At 60.8% G+C, this 18,895-nt stretch carries 15 protein-coding genes; 8 read left to right on the top strand and 7 right to left on the bottom strand.

All coding sequences use genetic code 11. From position 1 onward, the window contains the following. Positions 1–9: 9 nt before the first annotated feature. Positions 10–639, top strand: a complete 630-nt coding sequence (locus tag AB4O22_RS22015; RefSeq protein WP_460097165.1) for a LysE family translocator — start codon at positions 10–12, stop codon at positions 637–639. A gap of 45 nt (positions 640–684) precedes the next feature. Here AB4O22_RS22015 and AB4O22_RS22010 read toward each other — a convergent pair whose 3' ends face one another. Both AB4O22_RS22010 and AB4O22_RS22005 read right to left on the bottom strand, forming a co-directional pair. After that, positions 685–1,302: a CatB-related O-acetyltransferase gene (locus tag AB4O22_RS22010; protein ID WP_223471492.1), complete on the bottom strand. Its 618-nt coding sequence runs from the start codon at positions 1,300–1,302 to the stop codon at positions 685–687. Next, positions 1,299–2,213 carry a glycosyltransferase family 2 protein gene (locus AB4O22_RS22005; protein WP_223471491.1) on the bottom strand — a complete coding sequence of 305 codons (915 nt, stop codon included), beginning with the start codon at positions 2,211–2,213 and terminating at the stop codon, positions 1,299–1,301. Before AB4O22_RS22005 ends, AB4O22_RS22010 begins: the two co-directional genes overlap by 4 nt. Before the next feature lie 269 nt (positions 2,214–2,482). Here AB4O22_RS22005 and AB4O22_RS22000 point away from each other — a divergent pair, with 269 nt between their 5' ends. From AB4O22_RS22000 to AB4O22_RS21980, 5 genes are all read left to right on the top strand, one after another. Then, complete coding sequence (locus AB4O22_RS22000) at positions 2,483–4,165, top strand: fatty acid--CoA ligase (RefSeq protein WP_460097163.1); 1,683 nt, start codon at positions 2,483–2,485, stop codon at positions 4,163–4,165. Between the two features lie 331 nt (positions 4,166–4,496). Then, the gene (locus tag AB4O22_RS21995; RefSeq protein ID WP_223471489.1) at positions 4,497–6,353 is read left to right on the top strand and encodes a DUF1302 domain-containing protein; all 1,857 of its coding nucleotides are present in this window, start codon (positions 4,497–4,499) and stop codon (positions 6,351–6,353) included. A gap of 25 nt (positions 6,354–6,378) precedes the next feature. Then, positions 6,379–7,743, top strand: a complete 1,365-nt coding sequence (locus AB4O22_RS21990) for a DUF1329 domain-containing protein (RefSeq protein WP_003197892.1) — start codon at positions 6,379–6,381, stop codon at positions 7,741–7,743. 223 nt (positions 7,744–7,966) lie between these two features. Beyond that, positions 7,967–10,702 (top strand): LuxR C-terminal-related transcriptional regulator, encoded by a 2,736-nt coding sequence (locus AB4O22_RS21985; RefSeq protein WP_223471488.1) that lies wholly within the window; start codon positions 7,967–7,969, stop codon positions 10,700–10,702. Positions 10,703–10,785: 83 nt separating this feature from the next. Continuing rightward, a complete protein-coding gene (locus AB4O22_RS21980; RefSeq protein ID WP_223471487.1) occupies positions 10,786–11,286 on the top strand; it encodes a methylated-DNA--[protein]-cysteine S-methyltransferase in 501 nt (166 codons plus the stop codon). Positions 11,287–11,418: 132 nt separating this feature from the next. Here the strand turns inward: AB4O22_RS21980 and AB4O22_RS21975 are convergent, their stop codons facing one another. The 5 genes from AB4O22_RS21975 to AB4O22_RS21955 all read right to left on the bottom strand — a co-directional run bounded on the left by AB4O22_RS21975 (position 11,419) and on the right by AB4O22_RS21955 (position 17,548). Further along, a complete protein-coding gene (locus tag AB4O22_RS21975) occupies positions 11,419–13,323 on the bottom strand; it encodes an alkaline phosphatase D family protein (RefSeq protein ID WP_460097159.1) in 1,905 nt (634 codons plus the stop codon). 147 nt (positions 13,324–13,470) lie between these two features. After that, the gene (locus AB4O22_RS21970) at positions 13,471–14,466 is read right to left on the bottom strand and encodes a TRAP transporter substrate-binding protein (RefSeq protein WP_460097158.1); all 996 of its coding nucleotides are present in this window, start codon (positions 14,464–14,466) and stop codon (positions 13,471–13,473) included. Positions 14,467–14,575: 109 nt separating this feature from the next. After that, positions 14,576–15,859 carry a C4-dicarboxylate TRAP transporter large permease protein DctM gene (gene dctM / locus AB4O22_RS21965; RefSeq protein ID WP_043042554.1) on the bottom strand — a complete coding sequence of 428 codons (1,284 nt, stop codon included), beginning with the start codon at positions 15,857–15,859 and terminating at the stop codon, positions 14,576–14,578. Continuing rightward, positions 15,856–16,488 (bottom strand): TRAP transporter small permease, encoded by a 633-nt coding sequence (locus AB4O22_RS21960; RefSeq protein ID WP_223471486.1) that lies wholly within the window; start codon positions 16,486–16,488, stop codon positions 15,856–15,858. Before AB4O22_RS21960 ends, dctM begins: the two co-directional genes overlap by 4 nt. 64 nt (positions 16,489–16,552) lie before the next feature. Next, entirely contained in the window at positions 16,553–17,548 is a 996-nt protein-coding gene (locus AB4O22_RS21955) for a TRAP transporter substrate-binding protein (protein ID WP_411740629.1), read from the bottom strand. A gap of 357 nt (positions 17,549–17,905) precedes the next feature. On the opposite strand from AB4O22_RS21955, the gene AB4O22_RS21950 reads away from it, so the two are divergent. Beyond that, positions 17,906–18,418 (top strand): type VI secretion system amidase effector protein Tae4, encoded by a 513-nt coding sequence (locus tag AB4O22_RS21950; protein ID WP_003197908.1) that lies wholly within the window; start codon positions 17,906–17,908, stop codon positions 18,416–18,418. Continuing rightward, the gene (locus tag AB4O22_RS21945) at positions 18,415–18,642 is read left to right on the top strand and encodes a hypothetical protein (RefSeq protein ID WP_003197910.1); all 228 of its coding nucleotides are present in this window, start codon (positions 18,415–18,417) and stop codon (positions 18,640–18,642) included. The genes AB4O22_RS21950 and AB4O22_RS21945 overlap by 4 nt, the downstream gene beginning before the upstream one ends. Positions 18,643–18,895 lie beyond the last annotated feature (253 nt).

Here is an 18,895-nt window from a genome sequence, read left to right as displayed (position 1 = left end):
AGCTCCACCATGTACCTCACCGAATTCCTCACCGTCGCCCTGATCCACCTGTTGGCCGTTGCCAGCCCCGGGCCGGATTTTGCCGTGGTGGTGCGTGAAAGCGTGACCCATGGCCGGCGTGCCGGGACCTGGACGGCGCTGGGCGTCGGCACGGCGATTTTCCTGCATGTGGGGTACTCGCTGTTGGGTATCGGCCTGATCGTGTCGCAATCGATCGTGCTGTTCAACGCGCTGAAATGGGCCGCCGCCGCGTATCTGCTGTACATCGGCTTCAAGGCACTGCGGGCACAACCGGCCAAGCCCGCCGAGGACAACCTGCACAAGGAGGCCGGTGAACGTACCCCTCGCGGCGCGTTCACCTCGGGCTTCGTCACCAATGGCCTGAATCCCAAGGCCACCCTGTTTTTCCTGTCGCTGTTCACCGTGGTGATCAACCCACACACCCCACTGGCTGTCCAGGCCGGTTACGGCGTGTATCTGGCGGTTGCGACGGCTGCCTGGTTCTGCCTGGTGGCGCTGCTGTTCAGCCAGCAACGGGTGCGCGCCGGTTTTGCGCGCATGGGCCACTGGTTCGACCGGACCATGGGTGCGGTGCTTATCGCCATTGGGGTGAAGCTGGCGTTTACCGAGGCGCATTGACCGTTTCGCCTTTCCTGCGATCGCACCCACGCGAATGTGGAGCGATCAATGCCGTTGGCGGACGTAATCCATGAAGGCGTCGATGTTGTCATTGCATAGCAGTGGCGACACCGCCTTGACTTCCGCCATCGGCCACTCCCACCAGGCCGACTCAAGCAGGGCCTGACGCACGGGTTCCTCGAAGCGCCAGCGAATGAACCGGCACGGGTTGCCACCCACCATGGCATAAGGCTCGACATCGCGTGTCACTACCGCTCCGGCCGCGACCACGGCACCATGGCCGATGGTCACGCCCGACAGGATCATTGCTTCAGCGCAGATCCAGCAGTCGCTGCCAATCACCACGTCGCCCTTGGTCGGATTGCTGTCGGGAATGTCCCGGGCTTCGTCGATCATCAATGGAAATGGAAACGTGCTGACCCAGTCGGTACGATGTCCACCGCCTAAAAGGATCTTCACCCCTTGGGCGATCGACGTGTAAGAGCCTATCCTGAGCGTCGTGTCATTGCCGAACTCAATCACCTCGGGAATGCCATAAGTGCCCACCCCGACCTGGTATTTCGGATAGCGCAGACGGATTTTTTCCGGCGCCCTTTCGAGTTTCTCCAGGCGCTTGAGGTGCTTTCGCTCCTTTCGTTCCTTGAGTTTCTGCAAGAACTTCATGATCGGAACCTTGTCATCGGCAATTGCAAGACCAGTCGCTTGAGGCGCTTGAAACTGGTCTTGTTCCAGTGACGCCACGGGATGCTGCGCAACAGTTGCCAGGCTTCTTTCCGGTCCTCGACTACGGCGTACTTCAGCGCTTTGTGCACCAGCACCGTGCGGGCCAACTCGTAGGCGGGGTGGTCCCGATAGGGCTCGATGGCCTGCAAGTCCGACTTGAGCATCAAGCGGTATTTCCTTGATAGGTTATTGGGGTGGCGTCGATAGCGCGTGACGCTGATCGGTAATTCATGGATTTCATAGCCCAGGCGGGCGATCCGCAGGGTGATCTGGAAATCCTGGACCCGCAGCAACGGATCATAAAAACCGGCGTGCTGCAGGGTGCTCATGCGATACAGGGCCGTGGGTGCGCCGATGACCGTGGCGTCGCGCAGCAGATCATCGAAGGTATACACCTGGATGTGATCGCGCCGTTGCTCCTTGATAGTCCGGCCTTCGCTGTCCATGTAGATGACCAGCGCGCCGACGAAGCCCACCTGCGGATGCTCGTCCAGGTATTGGGCACGGACCCGGATCGAGTGGGGCAACATCACATCGTCAAGGTCCGGGGTTGCTACATAAGTGCCCTTGGCATGCTTCAGCCCGTGGTTGAGTGCCGCACTGACGCCCTGGTTCTCCTGAGAGTAGAGCTGGAAATCGTAGGTTTGCTGCAACTGCCGGAGCATGGCGAGGCTGTTGTCGGTGGAGCCGTCGTCCACCACGATGACCTCAAGGTGCCGGTAATCCTGGGCAAAGATGCTGTGGATCGCTTCTTCCAGGTATTTCCCGGCGTTGTAGCAAGGGGCCACGATCGACACAAGCGGCGCACCCTGAGGCTCGGTGGCCTGGGAAGAGGCCGGTTCGTTGTTCATTATTCTCTGCCCAAAAGTGGTGGCATGCTGGAAACCTGCCAGGGCATTTTTCCCACTGGCTTTTGTAACTAGCGTGATACCTATGCTCGCTGTTGGATCCCGATCTGACAAGGTTTGGCTCCACAAGGCTTGCGAAACCTGGTGCGGGATGGCCCAAGGCTAGTATTTACGTGCCAATCAAATCATTCCTTCGGCTGATTTGATCAGTGTATAAGCGCTCTAGAGTGCTTACTTCCAGCCAAGACCGTGCAGTCAGAAAAGGGACTCTTATGTTGCAGACTCGCGTTATTCCTCCAGCCGAAGGCGCCTATCAATACCCGCTGCTGATCAAGCGGCTGCTGATGTCCGGCACGCGTTACGAGAAAACCCGCGAGATCATCTACCGTGACCAGTTGCGCTACAGCTATCCGACGCTGATAGAGCGGGTCGCGCGCCTGGCCAACGTGTTGACCGAGGCGGGGGTCAAGGCCGGCGATACCGTGGCGGTGATGGACTGGGACAGCCATCGCTACCTGGAGTGCATGTTCGCGATCCCGATGATCGGTGCGGTGATCCACACCATCAATGTGCGCCTGTCACCGGAACAGATCCTCTACACCATGAACCACGCCGAGGACCGCTTCGTGCTGGTCAACAGCGAGTTCGTCGGCTTGTACCAGGCGATTGCCGGGCACCTGACCACGGTGGACAAGACCCTGCTGCTGACCGACCTGCCGGAGAAAACCGCCGACCTGCCGAACCTGGTGGGTGAATACGAGCAACTGCTGGCCGCCGCCGCCCCCACCTACGAGTTCCAGGATTTCGACGAAAACTCCGTCGCCACCACGTTCTATACCACCGGCACCACGGGCAACCCCAAGGGCGTGTACTTCACCCATCGGCAACTGGTGCTGCACACCATGGGCGTGGCGACCATCATGGGGTCTATCGACAGCGTGCGGCTGCTGGGCACCAACGACGTGTACATGCCCATCACGCCGATGTTCCATGTCCACGCCTGGGGCCTGCCCTATGTCGCGACCATGCTCGGGCTCAAGCAGGTTTACCCGGGGCGCTACGACCCCGAATTCCTGGTCCAGTTGTGGCGCAAGGAAAAGGTCACCTTTTCCCATTGCGTGCCGACCATCCTGCAAATGGTCCTCAACGCCAAAGGGGCCCAGGACACCGATTTCGGCGGTTGGAAAATCGTCATCGGTGGCAGTGCCCTGAATCGCAGCCTCTACGAAGCGGCCAAGGCCCGGGGTATCCAGCTCACCGCTGCCTACGGCATGTCGGAAACCGGCCCGCTGGTGTCCTGCGCCCACCTCAACGATGAACTGATGGCCGGCAGCGAAGACGAACGCACCACCTACCGGATCAAGGCCGGTGTGCCGGGCCCGCTGGTGGAGGCGGCGATCGTCGACACCGAAGGGCGCTTCCTGCCGGCCGACGGCGAGACCCAGGGCGAACTGGTGCTGCGCGCGCCGTGGCTCACCGAGGGCTATTTCAACGAGCCGCAGAAGGGCGCCGAGCTCTGGGCCGGCGGCTGGCTGCACACTGGTGACGTCGCCACGCTCGACAACATGGGCTTCATCGACATCCGTGACCGCATCAAGGATGTGATCAAGACCGGTGGCGAATGGATCTCCTCCCTGGACCTGGAAGATCTCATCAGCCGTCACGCGGCGGTACGCGAAGTAGCAGTGGTCGGCATTCCCGATCCGCAGTGGGGTGAGCGGCCGTTTGCCCTGCTGGTGATTCGCGAAGGGCATCAGATCGGGGCTCGCGAACTCAAGGAACACCTCAAGCCGTTCGTCGAGCTGGGCCACTTGAGCAAGTGGGCGATCCCGAGCCAGATCGCCCTTGTTACGGAAATTCCCAAGACCAGCGTCGGCAAGCTCGACAAGAAGCGCATCCGCGTCGACATCACCGAATGGCAGAGCAACAACAGCACCTTCCTGTCCACGCTTTAGGCCTTTTTGCCGTGCCCGAAAGGGCACGGCAGCCCCACCAAGCAAGCGCTTGCCTTGTCAAACCGAAAATTTCAGCCATCCTTGCCGTGCCGACATCTGTCGGCCTGGCGAAAGGACTGTTCCAGAGTGGTTGAGGGCTGCAAATCACACTTTAGAGGGATCAAGCCGTACTACCTGCTGGCTATAGTCCGCTCACGGATTCTCAGGAACGGGGCGCACGCACGAAAGGGCGATGCGACTTCGACGGATGTCGGGACGCTGCCGATCCCAGCCATCGAGGTGTTCTTGAAATGTCCACTGCCATAACAATAATGCACATGGAGTAGCGTCGATGACCTCAGCAACCACGTTCTGGCGCCGGGCAAAACTGCCTCTGGCGGTCAGTCTCGCCTCTTCGCTCGCCGGGCCAGCATTCGGCGTCAGTTTCAACATCGGTGAAATCGAAGGCCAGTTCGACTCGTCCCTGTCGGTCGGCGCGAGCTGGTCCACGGCCAACGCCAACAAGGACCTGATCGGTGTCAACAATGGCGGCAAGGGCTTGTCGCAGACCTCCGATGACGGCCACTTGAACTTCAAGCGAGGGGAAACCTTCTCGAAGATATTCAAGGGCATCCATGACCTGGAACTGAAGTACGGCGATACCGGCGTGTTCGTGCGCGGCAAGTACTGGTACGACTTCGAACTCAAGGATGAAAACCGCCTGTACAAGGACATCAGCGACAACAACCGCAAGGAAGGCGCCAAGTCCTCCGGCGGGCAGATCCTCGATGCATTCGTCTACCACAACTACGCCATCGCCGATCAGCCGGGTTCGGTCCGCCTGGGCAAACAGGTGGTCAGCTGGGGTGAAAGTACCTTCATCCAGGGCGGCATCAACTCCATCAACCCGGTCGACGTGTCCGCCTTCCGTCGCCCTGGTGCCGAGGTCAAGGAAGGCCTGATCCCGGTCAACATGTTCTACGTCTCCCAGAGCCTGACCGACAACCTGTCGGCCGAGGCTTTCTACCAGTTGGAGTGGGACCAGACCGTGGTGGATAACTGCGGTACGTTCTTCTCCCAGCCGGATGTGATTGCCGATGGGTGTACCGATAACCTGCGGGTGCTGAACAAGCGTTCGGCCGTTCCGCTGCCGGGAGTCGTTCTCCCGCTATTGGCGGGCCAGGGCGTCGATATCAACGAAGAAGGCGTGCTGGTACGTCGTGGCCCGGACCGCGATGCCCGCGACAGCGGCCAGTGGGGCGCGTCCCTGAAGTACATGTTCGAGCCGCTGGACACCGAGTTCGGTGCCTACTTCATGAACTACCACAGCCGTGCGCCGATTTTCAGTGCCCAGGGGGCTGCGCAGCAGTTCTATACCGCGGGACCAATCGCGGCACTGCGTCCTCTGATCGTGGCAGGTAACTCCAACTACTTCGTCGAATACCCGGAAGATATCCGTCTCTATGGCCTGAGTTTCTCCACGACACTGCCTACCGGCACGGCGTGGAGCGGTGAGATCAGCTATCGTCCGAATGCGCCAGTGCAACTGAGCACCACTGACATTCTCTTCGCCGGTGTGACGCCGCTTCCCGGTTTTGGCAATGCATCGGTGCTTCAGGGCACTCCAGGCCAAGACCTGCATGGTTATCGCCGTAAAGAGATCACTCAGTTCCAGACCACGTTCACTCACTTCCTGGACCAGGTCATGGGCGCCAGTCGCCTGACCCTGGTGGGCGAAGTCGGGGTGACCCATGTCGGTGGCCTGGAAAGCAAATCCGACGCTCGCTACGGCCGCGATCCGGTGTTCGGGCCGGGTGAGCTGCCCAACGGCTTCTGTAACTCGCTCAATACCTCTACTGCGGCGGGGGGCGGCCAGACCATCAACGACGTGAACAGCAATTGCAACAACGACGGCTTCACCACCGCCACCTCCTGGGGCTACCGTGCGCGTGCCATCTGGGAATACCCGGACGTCTTCGCTGGCGTGAACCTCAAGCCCAACGTGGCCTGGTCCCATGACGTCAAAGGCTACTCGCCAGGCCCTGGCGGCAACTTCGAAGAAGGCCGCAAAGCCGTCAGCCTCGGGCTGGATGCCGAGTACCAGAACACCTACAACGCCAGCCTGGCCTACACCAACTTCTTTGGTGGCGACTTCAGTACCGTGGACGATCGTGACTTCCTGGCGCTCAGCGTCGGCGTGACCTTCTAAGCACCGAATTTCAGGACGACACACTATGAAAATAACAAAGAATCTGTTGCAGGCCGGTGTTCTGGGGCTCTCCCTGCTGGCCGCCAGCGTCATGGCGGCAGTGCCTGCGGCCGAGGCCGATAAACTCGGCAAGAGCCTGACGCCGATGGGCGCCGAGATGGCCGGCAATGCCGACGGCTCGATCTCGGCCTGGAAACCCATGGCCAAGAATGCCGGTTCCGTGGACAGCAAGGGCTTCCTCGCCGATCCATACGCCAGTGAAAAACCGCTGTTCACCATCACCGCGCAGAACGTCGACCAGTACAAGGACAAGCTCGCGCCGGGCCAGTACGCGATGTTCAAGCGTTACCCGGAAACCTTCAAGATGCCGGTCTATCCGACCCATCGCGGTGCCACCGTGCCGGACGAGGTGTTCGCCTCCATCAAGAAAAACGCGGTCAACACCAAGCTGGTCTCCGGCGGCAACGGCCTGGAGAACTTCGAGACGGCCGTGCCGTTCCCGATTCCCCAGAGCGGCGTGGAAGTCATCTGGAACCACATCACCCGCTATCGTGGCGGCAGCGTGACGCGCCTGGTCACCCAGGCCACCCCACAGCCCAACGGTTCGTACAGCCTGGTGTACTTCCGCGACCAGTTCGTGTTCCGCGACAAGATGAAGGACTTCGATCCGGCCAACCCCGGCAACATCCTGTTCTACTTCAAGCAGCAAGTGACCGCGCCGGCGCGCCTGGCCGGTGGCGTGCTGTTGGTGCACGAAACCCTTGACCAAGTGAAGGAGCCGCGTTCGGCGTGGGTCTACAACGCCGGCCAGCGCCGTGTGCGCCGTGCCCCGCAAGTGTCCTACGACGGCCCGGGTACCGCCGCCGACGGCCTGCGTACCTCCGACAACCTGGACATGTACAACGGCGCGCCGGACCGCTACGACTGGAAGCTGGAAGGCAAGAAAGAGCTGTACATCGCCTCCAACAGCTACAAGATCGATTCGCCGCAACTCAAGTACGCCGACATCCTCAAGGCCGGCCACATCAACCAGGACCTGGCACGCTACGAGCTGCGTCGTGTCTGGCACGTGACCGCGACGCTGAAGGAAGGCCAGCGCCACATCTACGCCAAGCGTGACTTCTTCATCGATGAAGACACCTGGCAAGCTGCGGTGATCGACCACTACGACGGCCGTGGCCAACTGTGGCGCGTGGCCGAGGCTCATGCCGAGAACTACTACGACAAGCAAGTGCCGTGGTACGCCCTGGAAACCCTCTACGACCTGCAGTCCGGCCGCTACCTGGCACTGGGCATGAAGAACGAAGAGAAATCGGCCTACGATTTCGGCTTCACCGCCACCACCGCCGATTTCACCCCGAATGCCCTGCGCCAGGACGGCATCCGCTAAACCGCTTTACCCGAGGCCGCATCCTCGAAGAAACGCCCCGACTGGTTCGGGGCTTTTTTTTGCCCAACACAAATCTCCTCGCCACAAAAGCGGCGCCTTCAAGGGCAATCACTTTTGTAGTCTTTTTGTAGCCATTTGTAGCACTCCCTTCAATACCTCATCGTTTACCGCTAGTCTGCGGACATCTGCAACGCCGCCACCCGCATTCCAACAAGAGCCGGCCATGACTGATTTGTCTTCACTTCCGGATTCTGCCCGCGCAGCCATCGCGGTACAGGACGGGCGTTTCTACCGCCCGCCCTTGCCCGACGGCCATGTCGTGCGGCCGCGGTTGTGCGAACGCTTGAGTGCAGGGCTCGGAGGCAGGTTGCTGTTGGTCAGTGCCCCGGCGGGGTTCGGTAAAAGCTCCCTGGCGGTGGAGTTCTGCCAGAGCCTGCCGGCCCATTGGCAAAGCCTCTGGCTGGGGCTCAGTGCCCGGGACAACGATCCCGGCCGCTTCCTGGAGCGGTTGCTCGAAGGGCTCCAGGCTTTTTTCCCGCAACTGGGCGGTCGCGCCCTGGGGCTGCTGAAAATGCGCCAGCGTCATCAACCCTTTGCCTTCGAAGAATGGCTCGATGGCCTGTTGGACGAACTGTCCACGCACTTATCGCCCCATGAGCCCTTGCTACTGGTGCTCGACGATTACCACTTGGCCCAAAGCCCGGTGCTGGACCGCTGCCTGCAATTTTTCCTCAATCACCTACCCGACGGGTTGCTGGTCCTCGTCACCAGCCGCCAGCGCCCGGACTGGCATTTGGCGCGCCTGCGCCTGTCGCGGCAACTGCTCGAACTCAATGAACAGGACCTGCGCCTGACCCATGACGAAGCCTTGACCCTGCTCCAGCACCACAGCAGTTCGTTGCGCGGTGAGGCGCTGGAAAATCTTATCCAGCGCAGCGAAGGTTGGGTGGCCGGGCTGCGTTTCTGGTTGCTTGCCGCCTCCGAAGCCGGTACCGAAGGCCTGCTGCCCCAGGCCTTGCACGGCGGCGAAGGGCTGATTCGCGATTATCTGCTCGAAGAGGTCATCGACTGCCTGCCCGCCGAGGTGCAGGCATTTCTCTACGACACGGCCCCTCAGGAACGCTTTTGCAGCGAACTGTGCGACGCCGTGCGCGAGGCCCATGACAGCGCCGAAATCCTGCGTTACCTGGCGGCCCACCAGGTGTTCCTGGTGCCGCTGGACGAGCACGGCCATTGGTACCGATACCACCACCTGTTCTCCGACCTGCTGCGCAGTCGTCCCAGCGCACCGGCCATGGTCCCGGCGGCTACCCTGCACCTGCGAGCCTGCCGCTGGTTCAACGCTCAGGGCCTGATCGACGAAGCTGTGGAGCAGGCGCTGCGGGCCGGGCATCTGGACGTGGCGGCGAACCTGGTGCAGAACCTCTCGGAGGAGCAACTGCTGGCCGAGCAGAACGTCGGCATGTTGCTGCGCTGGAAAATGGACTTGCCCGACAGCCTGCTCATCAGCACCCCGCGGCTGATCGTGCTCTACAGCTGGGCGTTGGGGCTGGCCTGCCAGTTGGACGCTGCCGAAGAGCTGGCGGCGCACTTGAGTCGTTTCCTGCCGGCTCCCTCGGCCACAGCGCAAAAATCCATGCTCGCCCAATGGCTGGCCCTGAGCGGGATCGTCGCCCGTGGCCGGGGCGACCGCGAGACCACCGTGCGGTATTGCAGCGAAGCTTTGGAGAGCCTGCCGCAAAAACGCTACGGCCAGCGCCTGATGTGCCTGTCCACACTGTCGAACCTGGCGATTGCCGACGGCGACCTGTGGCGCGCCCGGAACCTGAACCGCGATTCCCTGGAGCTGGCGCAGCGGGTCGGTAATCCACTGTTCGAGGCCCTGGCCCATTACGATCGTGCCCGGGTCCTGCAGGCACGGGGAGAGATCCTGCGGGCGCTGGATGAAGTGCACCAGGGCCTGCAACGTTTGCACAAGCTGTCGCCCCAGCGGCTTTATGCGGTACGGGCGCGCTTGATCATGTACGAAGGTTTTTTGCTGACCTTGCGCATGCAGCCCCAGGCCGGCCTTGCGCGGCTGCAGGCGGGCCTCACCGAGGCCCGTGCCTGCCGCGACATCAGCGTGCTGATCGGCCATTGCGTGATCGCGCGTATCGAAGGCTACAGCGGCGAGTTCGCCCGGGCCTTCGCCGAACTGGCGGAAGCCGAGCGCCTGATGCATATCTGGGATGTTCCGCCGATCTACTATCTGGCGATGATCACCCTGGTCAAGTGCGAACTCTGGTTGGCCCAGGGCCGCACCGACCTGGCCGAAGCCTGGTTGGCCCGGCTGGGCCAGACCTACACGGGCGAACGGGCCGCCGCACCACCGGAATTCCACCCGCAACTGCCGCTGCATGTCGAGTTGCAACAGGCGGTGCTGGAGTCCATCCGGGGCCAACCTATACTCGCGCAAGGGCGGCTCGATGCCTTGCTTGAACACGGTCAGCAGAGTGGCCGGCAGATGCTCAGCGTGATGGCGCTCAACCAGAAAGTCGCCTTGCTGCTGAGCATCGGGCGTGAACCCGAAGCCCGTCGCACCCTGGCCCAGGCTTTCGAAGCCGCCAGCGGCGGGGTATTGCAGCCTTTCGAGTGGTTGTTCGGCGAGCACCGTGAATGGTTGCGCGAACAGCTGCTGCAGGCACCGCCCAGTACCTTGCGCGAGCACCTGCTCGAACGCCTGCCCTCGACGGTGGCCCAGCCTGCCGACCCAGCGGCGCCGGTCGAAACCCTCAGCAGTCGCGAGCGGGCGGTGTTGCAGTTGATTGCCCAAGGCTGCTCGAACCAGGAAATCAGCGAGCAGTTGTTTATCTCGCTGCACACCGTCAAGACCCACGCCAGCCACATCAACAGCAAACTCGGCGTCGAGCGCCGCACCCAGGCGGTGGCGCGGGCGAAGGCGTTGGGGTTGTTGGGTTGAGCGAGATTTTGGGAGCGGTGAGAACCCCCTGTGGCGAGGGAGCAAGCTCCCTCGCCACAAAGGCTTTGACAAGGAATCCTTCGATGTTGCCCCGCTACAAAACCATCCAATCCCCCGTCGGCCAACTGATCCTCGTCGCCCGGGAGACACGGCTGGCGGCCATCCTCTGGGAAAACGAGCGGCTCAATCGGGTGCGGCTGGGGCCTTTGGAGGAGGACACCCAGCACCCGGTCCTCAAGGAAACCGAGCGTCAGTTGCTGGAATACTTCGCCGGCCAGCGCCGTCGTTTCGAGCTGAAGCTGGACTTCGCAGGGACTGATTTCCAGATCCGCGTCTGGCAAGCCCTGTTGACCATCCCCTTCGGCGAAACCCGCAGCTACCGCGACATCGCCATCCAGATTGGCCAACCGACGGCGGTTCGGGCGGTTGGCGCCGCCAATGGCCGCAACCCCATCTCGATCATCGCCCCATGCCACCGCGTCATCGGCAGCTCCGGCAGCCTTACCGGCTTCGCTGGCGGCCTGGCGGCGAAGCAGCTGCTGCTCAGCCTTGAAGGTCAGCAGAGCCTGCAATTGGCGTTCTGACCTGCCGACTTCCCTGTGGGAGCGACCTTGCTCGCGATAGCGGAGTGTCAGCTTGCGAAAATACTGATCATGCCGCCGTCATCGCGAGCAAGCTCGCTCCCACAGGTGTTTTTGCATCCGCTCCCACAGGTTTCAGGCTGGTGGGGATTTGGGAGGCCGCATGCGCGTCGGCGGTTGGCCGTTGGCGTTGTGCTGGTAGATCTTCGTGGGCTGGCCCTGTTCATTGAAGAACACCTGGCCAATGCCTGCGCTGTTCCACAGCCGCTCACCGGCTTCGGCGTGTTCCGGGGTGTGGGGGACGATGCGCATGCTGCGGCGCTTGGTGAACCAATTCAAGGGCGAGCGCGGCGAGTAGAGCCAGCGGTTCAGGCGGTCGAACCATTCCAGCAGCGCAGGGGGAAATTCATTCTTGATGCCGCTGCTGGTGATCTGCCAGATGCGTGGGCCACCCTTGCGGTGCGGGATCAATACTTCGTAAACGAAGGAATAATGCACGTCCCCGGACAGCACCACGTAATTACCGGGCGTACGCGAGTGGCGGAAAATATTCAGGATCACCTGGGCAGCACCGCGATGGGCCATCCAGTTTTCCGCGTCCACCAGCAGCGGATAACCGCACCAACTGAACACCCGCTGCACAGTCTCGATCAGCTTCACACCGAAGATCGGCGCCGGTGAGACGATGATCGCCGACGGGTGATCCAACAACTCCTGCTGCAACTCGCTCAGGGCTTCCCAATCCAGCAGGCCGGAAGGCTGCTTGGGGTTGTTCTCGCTGCGCCAGCGGCGGGTGCGGGTGTCGAGCACCACCAGGGCCGGGGTGCTCGGCAGCACGTAATGCCATTGCTGGAAAGCCAGCAGGGTGTCGATCAGTTGGTCCTGGGGTTCGCTGTCGAGGTAACGGTCCCGGGCGGTGTCGCTCAGGGCCAAGGTTTGCGGGAGCACGTCAGCGAAGGCATCCGGGTTGTTGCCCCAGCCCTGGCAGAGCATGTAGGCGATCAACGCATTGCCGATGATGCGTTTGGAGAACGGATGGCCGTAGGCCGTTTCCTCCCACTGCGCAGACAGGTTCCAGTCATCGGTAATGTCGTGGTCGTCGAAAATCATCAGGCACGACAGGTGCGCAAACACCCGCGCCACACCGCCCAGCCCGGTCTTGAACGCATCGATGCGCTGCTGTTCCAGGTCGTAGCGCTGGCGCCGTTCGACGGTCAGTTCGGGCGGCTGCACCGTGATCAACGTCCAAGGCACGGGCGACCACACCAGCAGGTACATCGCCATGACCTCGGCGAAGGTCACCAGGTGATTGTCGGCGCTGCTGCTGGTGAAAATCGGCTTGCGGGCCCCGCCGAAAAATCGCTCGCGCAGGGTTTCGTTGCTCTCAAGTGCCGGCAACAAATCGGCACGATGGTAATAACTGGCCGGGTGCTGATAGAGCTTGGCGCTGTCTTCCACCACGGCACCGTCCAGGCATTCCTCGAACAGCCCCAAGCGTTCGATCAGCGCATGAATCGCCCGCAACATGGGCCCGGCGACATCGTCGGCATAGACCTGGTCGCCGCTCATCATCAGCAATGCCGGGCGCTGCTCCGGGGTTTGCGCCAGCAGCCGGTCGACGCAGAGCAGGCCGTCGTTGGCTGGGTAGTGGGGTTTGCGGCAAGAGCCGTGGACCAGTTGCTCGATGCGCGAATGCAACATGAAATTCGGGCACGGAGCGCCGTCATACAGCAGATGCGGCGCCCATTCGGCGATGGGCGCGCCGTCCACCAGCAAGTCGTAGTCAATCGTCACGTCCCGGGGCAGGGGGCTGTCGAGCCGTACATCGATCAGGTGTACAAAAGCCTGCTGCCCCACCGGCACCACGGTGCAGCACGTCGCATCCAGTGCACGATCGCCCACGCCGGCCACGCGCAACGTCAACGCCAATGCTCGCGTACCCAACAGCCACATCACCAGCCGCGAGGGCTCCAGCCGTCGCAACAGTGGGCCGACCAGGACGGCGGGCAGGGCGGTGGTATCGGCGGTGGACGGCAGCATTCGCGAGTAAAAGCTCTGTTCAGGGAGAGGCGGGGATCATAACGCAATGTGCCGGGTTGCTGGGGACGGTGGATTCAACGTGGATGACCGCTTTTGTGACGAGGGAGCCTGCTCCCTCGTCACAGGGCCGTGCTATACCTTGTTACATCACTGGGCCTTGTTGGAAGCCTCAGCCGCCTTGATCAGGTCCGGCCCGATCTCCTGTTCAAACTGCGCCCACACCGGCTTCATTTTTTCGCGCCAGGCATTACGCTGCTCCGGTGTGAGAGTAATGATCTCGGTGGTCTTGGCGTCCAGCACATGCTGCTTGTCCTGCTGGTTGAATCGCTCCGCTTCCTTGTTGGCGTAATCGGTGGACTCGACCACGATCTTGTCCAGTTCGCTGCGGATATCCGGCGGCAGGCCGTTCCAGAAGTCCGAGGTGGTGATCAGCATGTAGTCGAGTATGCCGTGGTTGGACTCGGTGACGTATTTCTGCACTTCATTGAGTTTCTGGTTGTAGAAGTTCGAATAGGTGTTTTCCGTGCCGTTGACCAGACCGGTGCGCAAAGCCTGGTACACCACCGAGAAGATCATCGGTTGCGCCTTGGCGCCCACGGCCTGGAACTGTTCCTGCAGCACCGCGGAGGTCTGTATCCGGAACGCCAGGCCGCGGGCATCCTCGGGGGTGCGCAGCGGCTTGTTGGCCGATAGCTGCTTCATGCCGTTGTGCCAATAGGCAAGGCCGGTGATGTTCTTGCTTTCCATGGACTTGAGCAGCTTCTGGCCCTCGGGGCTGCGCTGGAAACGGTCCACGGCGGCGATGTCGTTGAACAGGAAGGGCAAGTCGAACAACTGCACCGACTTGGTGTACTGATCGAACTTGGCCAGCGACCGCGCAATGATCTGCACTTCCCCGAGGAGCAAGGCTTCCAGCTCCTTGTCATCGCCATACAGCGTGGAGTTTGGGTACACCTCCACCTTCACTTTGCCCGCCAGTCGTTCATCCGCGAGCTTCTTGAACATCAACGCGCCCTGGCCCTTGGGCGTTTGTTCGGCCACGACATGGGAAAACTTGATCACGATCGGTTCTGCCGCCGTGGCCGTGCCCAATGCACTGAAGGCCAGGGTACAGGCGAGCGTTATCCACATAGGTTTGAGCATTGCCGGATTTCCTTATGCATGTGTCGACGGTGCATTAACCACACCAGGAGCTGCACCTGCGGAGTGATGAGCCAGTGCCTTCGCTCCGCAGGTCTGTGTTCGGTTGGGCTTAACTCATCCCCAACCAGTTCGGTAGCACCAGCGAGATCCACGGCACATAGGTAATCAGCACCAGGAACGCCAGCAGAATCATCAACCATGGCATGGCGGCGCGGATGGTGGCGGGCAGGGACATGCCGGTCACCGCCGAGGTGACGAACAGGTTCAATCCCACCGGTGGCGTGATCAGGCCGATCTCCAGGTTCACCACCATGATGATGCCCAGGTGGATCGGGTCGATGCCCAGCTTCATGGCGATGGGGAACAGAATCGGCGCCAGGATCAGGATGATCGCCGAAGGCTCCATGAACGCGCCCGCGACCAGCAGTACGATGTTCACCACCAGCAGGAAGGTCACCGGCGTCAACCCGGCATCGATCACCCATGCGGTGATTTGCTGCGGCAGTTGCTCGGTGGTCAGTACGTGGGCGAAGAGCATGGCGTTGGCGATGATGAACATCAGCATGATGCTCAGCTTGGCCGACTCCAGCAGCACTTTCGGCGTCTCACGGAACGTCAGGTCCTTGTAGACGAACAACGCAATGAACGCCGAATACACCGCCGCCACCGCCGCTGCTTCGGTGGGGGTGAACATCCCGGAGTAAATCCCGCCGAGGATGATGAACATCAGCAGCAGGCCCCAGATGGCCTTGCGCGCGGTGGTCAACCATTCACGGAACGTTGCCCGGGGCAGGGCTGGCAGGTTCTTCTTCACGGCGACGATGTAGATCGCCACCATCAATGAAATTCCCAGCAGCAGGCCCGGCACGACACCGGCCATGAACAACTTGCCCACCGAGGTTTCGGTCGCCGCGGCATACACCACCATCACGATCGAGGGCGGAATCAGGATGCCCAGGGTCCCCGCGTTGCACACGATGCCTGCGCCAAACGCCTGTGGATAACCCGAGCGCACCATCCCGGCAATGGCGATGGAACCGACCGCTGCCACTGTCGCGGGGCTTGAGCCCGACAACGCCGCAAACAGCATGCAAGCCAGCACCGCCGCAATCGCCAGGCCGCCACGGATATGCCCGACGCAGGCGTTGGCAAAGTCGATCAGCCGTCGTGCCACACCGCCGGTAGTCATGAACGCACCGGCCAGCAGGAAGAACGGAATCGCCAGCAACGTGTAGTGCTCGGACGTTTCGAACAGCTTGATCGCCAGTGAGCGCACCGAGTCGGGGCTGAAGAAAATGATGGTCAGCGAACCGGCCAACCCCAGCGATATGGCAATGGGCACGCCGATGAACATCAGCACGAACAGCGCTATGAACAGGAAGGCAATGGTCATGGCTTGTCTTCCTCATGTTCGGTCAATTTGATGGCTTCGGCCGCTTCATCGGCCAGGCCCAGACCGGTCTGGCGGTTGCGCAGGATCCGTACGAGAATTTCCGCGAAACGGATAAACACCAGGGCAAAACCGACTGGCACGATCAACCCGACATGCCACTGCATGATGCCGAAATGGCCGAGATCCTCGGCGCCGATCTGGGCAATCATCAACGTGTTGATCCATTCGAAACTCGCCACCGCCAGCAGCCCGGCATAGCCAAGGCAGCACAGGCAAGCAATGACGCCGATGAAGCGCTGCACCGGTTTGCTCGCCAGTTTCACCAGCGCATCGACGCCGATGTGCCCGGCCGTGCGCACGCCGTACGACAACCCGAAAAAGATCAGCCAGCCAAACAGGGCCTTGGTCAGCGAATTGCTCCAGGTCATTGCCTGGGCCATGGACATGATGCTGTCGCCCGCGGCGAACAGCGGCTCGCTGGCGGCTGACCAGTGGTCGCCAAGGCTGTAGAACACGCTGTAGAGGTTGTTGAGCACCACGTAGACGAATGTAACCAGCGTCATGGCGGCCAGAAGGAAGGCGATGAAACCTTCCTCGAAGTGTTCCCAAATGCGCCGAAGGGCGTTCATGGACGACATCTCCTGTAGGGGACGACTGGCCGGTGCTACCAGGACAGCGGCACCGGCCAACCCATCACTGGGCCTTGTTGGAGGCTTCGGCGGCTTTGATCAGGTCAGTGCCGATATCATCTTCGAACTTACTCCAGACGGGCTTCATCTTGTCGCGCCATGCGTTACGCTCTTCAGGCGTGAGGGTCATGATCTCGGTGGTCTTGGCGTCGAGGATGCGTTGCTTGTCGTGCTGGTTCAGCTGTGCCGCTTCCTGGTTTACATGGGTGGTGACTTGCGCGACGATCTTTTCCAGTTCGCTGCGAATATCCGGCGGCAGGCCGTTCCAGAAGGTGGTGTTGGTGATCAGCATGTAGTCGAGTACACCGTGGTTGGATTCGGTGATGTACTTCTGCACTTCATGCAACTTCTGGCTGTAGATGTTCGAGTAGGGGTTTTCCGCACCGTTGACCACGCCGGTCTGCAAGCCCTGATAAACCTCGGCGAAACTCATCTTGCGCGGGTTGGCGTTCACCGCCTTGAATTGCTCTTCCAGTACCGCCGATGCCTGTACGCGGAACTTCAGGCCACGAGCATCCTTGGGTTCACGCAGGGGTTTGTTCGCCGACAGCTGCTTCATGCCGTTGTGCCAATAAGCCAGGCCGGTGATGTTCTTGCTTTCCATGGATTTGAGCAGCTTCTGGCCTTCAGGGCTCAACTGGAAACGGTCCACGGCGGAGATATCATCGAACAGGAACGGCAAGTCAAACAACTGTACGGTCTTGGTGTATTGCTCGAACTTGGCCAGTGACGGCGCGATCATCTGCACGTCGCCCAATAGCAGGGCTTCCATTTCCTTGCCATCGCCGAACAGTGAAGAGTTGGGGTAGACCTCGACCTTCACTTTGCCTGGCAACCGTTCTTCCACGAGTTTCTTGAACAGCAGCGCGCCTTGGCCTTTTGGTGTTTGTTCGGCGACCACATGGGAGAACTTGATCACCACCGGATCTGCCGCCATGGCCGTGCTCATCGCACTAAGGGCCAATGTGCAAGCGAGCGCTTTCCAGATAGGTTTGAACATTACGGGCTTTCCTCTTGTTTTTAGTATTTTCGTGCGGGCTCATTCAAAACACAGCGCACGGCGGAACAGTGATGAGTCTAGGCAGAAAAACAACTTGTCGGGGACGGTTAACGGGAAAACTGTCATTCGGAGGTACGTCTCGACAGGTTGCGCTAGAGCCTTCCTTGCGCCGGGCTGAAACATCACAAACGGTGATTTCGAAAGGTTTCAGCCAATAACCGTGCCTGGGACAGGAAACCGTAAAGGGTCGGTGATGGCTACTGGCTTTCAATCTTGCGCCAGCGCTTATTGGATCCATGGTGCGAGCAGGTCTGCTAGGCTATTCGTCCAGGATAAAAACCTCATGGAGAGGGCAGAATGTTTACATTCGACACGTTGTGGAAAAGCCATCCGCAGATATTTGGTGATGCCGCGCCTTGCAGAACCAATGGAGCCAAGAACTTCAGTGACCAATGCGCGATCAACCTCGGCGTGGCCCTGCGTCGCGCTGGTGCAGACATGAGTCAGCTCAAAAGCGTGCGACATTGCTGGCAACACCCCAAGAGCGACGGGCACATATTGGCCGCCGAAGAGCTCGCCAAGGCCTTGAGCCGCGCCAAGATTCCTGGCTTGCAGGCCATGAAGACCATTAAAAGCGAAGAATTCGAAGAGACCCTGAGCGGGCAGCAGGGCGTTATTTTCTTCAAGGACTTCTGGCGTCGGGCAAACGAAACCACGACCAACCGCAGCGGCGATCACATCGACCTGTGGAATGGCCGTCGCCTGACGGATTGGCTGAGCTACCCACGTATACAAATGGGTTTTTCGATCGAAGGCACGTTCTCGGACTTTCACGATTCCAAGGACATCTGGTTCTGGAAAGTCATATGAACGTCATCAAGGAAACTTTGTTTGTTCTCCTGATCATCGTGTTGGCGGTCGGTACATTTAATTTGGCATTCATGGCCGTTGGTAGTTATTTCGGGCCGTTCTATGAGAGCGAAGCAGACCAGAGCCGCAACTTTGCGATCTGGTTGTTTGGCAATGTCGGGGTGGTGGTCGTGGCTGCGACGGTGGGCATTGTCTGGAGTCGACGGCGCAAACCTCGAATCTAGCCAGGCAGCCAAAGTCAGCACAAAATCTGTGACAGGGAGTCCACCCTCCGCAGCCACCGCCTCCCACAGTTTTTGATTGCGGCTGTTCACAAGTTCGGCGTCCGCCAGAGATCCCTGTGGGAGCGAGCCTGCTCGCGATGACGGCGGCACAGTCAGCATCACCGCCGCTGACACACCTCTATCGCGAGCAAGCTCGCTCCCACAGTTTTGATCCCTGGTGTTCACGAATTCTGCGCTCACCACAGCCCCCCTG

It is taken from the genome of Pseudomonas sp. S3_B11, assembly GCF_054667715.1.
This window is presented reverse-complemented; position numbering and strand designations above follow the sequence as displayed.

Bases quoted from the DNA above. Each gene is read 5' to 3' on its own strand.
- dctM (WP_043042554.1), bottom strand. From the start codon at position 15,859: ATGACCATTGCCTTCCTGTTCATAGCGCTGTTCGTGCTGATGTTCATC.
- AB4O22_RS22010 (WP_223471492.1), bottom strand. From the start codon at position 1,302: ATGAAGTTCTTGCAGAAACTCAAGGAACGAAAGGAGCGAAAGCACCTC.
- AB4O22_RS21985 (WP_223471488.1), top strand. From the start codon at position 7,967: ATGACTGATTTGTCTTCACTTCCGGATTCTGCCCGCGCAGCCATCGCG.
- AB4O22_RS21990 (WP_003197892.1), top strand. From the start codon at position 6,379: ATGAAAATAACAAAGAATCTGTTGCAGGCCGGTGTTCTGGGGCTCTCC.
- AB4O22_RS21950 (WP_003197908.1), top strand. From the start codon at position 17,906: ATGTTTACATTCGACACGTTGTGGAAAAGCCATCCGCAGATATTTGGT.
- AB4O22_RS22000 (WP_460097163.1), top strand. From the start codon at position 2,483: ATGTTGCAGACTCGCGTTATTCCTCCAGCCGAAGGCGCCTATCAATAC.
- AB4O22_RS21995 (WP_223471489.1), top strand. From the start codon at position 4,497: ATGACCTCAGCAACCACGTTCTGGCGCCGGGCAAAACTGCCTCTGGCG.
- AB4O22_RS21970 (WP_460097158.1), bottom strand. From the start codon at position 14,466: ATGCTCAAACCTATGTGGATAACGCTCGCCTGTACCCTGGCCTTCAGT.
- AB4O22_RS22015 (WP_460097165.1), top strand. From the start codon at position 10: ATGTACCTCACCGAATTCCTCACCGTCGCCCTGATCCACCTGTTGGCC.
- AB4O22_RS21945 (WP_003197910.1), top strand. From the start codon at position 18,415: ATGAACGTCATCAAGGAAACTTTGTTTGTTCTCCTGATCATCGTGTTG.
- AB4O22_RS21960 (WP_223471486.1), bottom strand. From the start codon at position 16,488: ATGAACGCCCTTCGGCGCATTTGGGAACACTTCGAGGAAGGTTTCATC.
- AB4O22_RS22005 (WP_223471491.1), bottom strand. From the start codon at position 2,213: ATGAACAACGAACCGGCCTCTTCCCAGGCCACCGAGCCTCAGGGTGCG.
- AB4O22_RS21980 (WP_223471487.1), top strand. From the start codon at position 10,786: ATGTTGCCCCGCTACAAAACCATCCAATCCCCCGTCGGCCAACTGATC.
- AB4O22_RS21955 (WP_411740629.1), bottom strand. From the start codon at position 17,548: ATGTTCAAACCTATCTGGAAAGCGCTCGCTTGCACATTGGCCCTTAGT.
- AB4O22_RS21975 (WP_460097159.1), bottom strand. From the start codon at position 13,323: ATGCTGCCGTCCACCGCCGATACCACCGCCCTGCCCGCCGTCCTGGTC.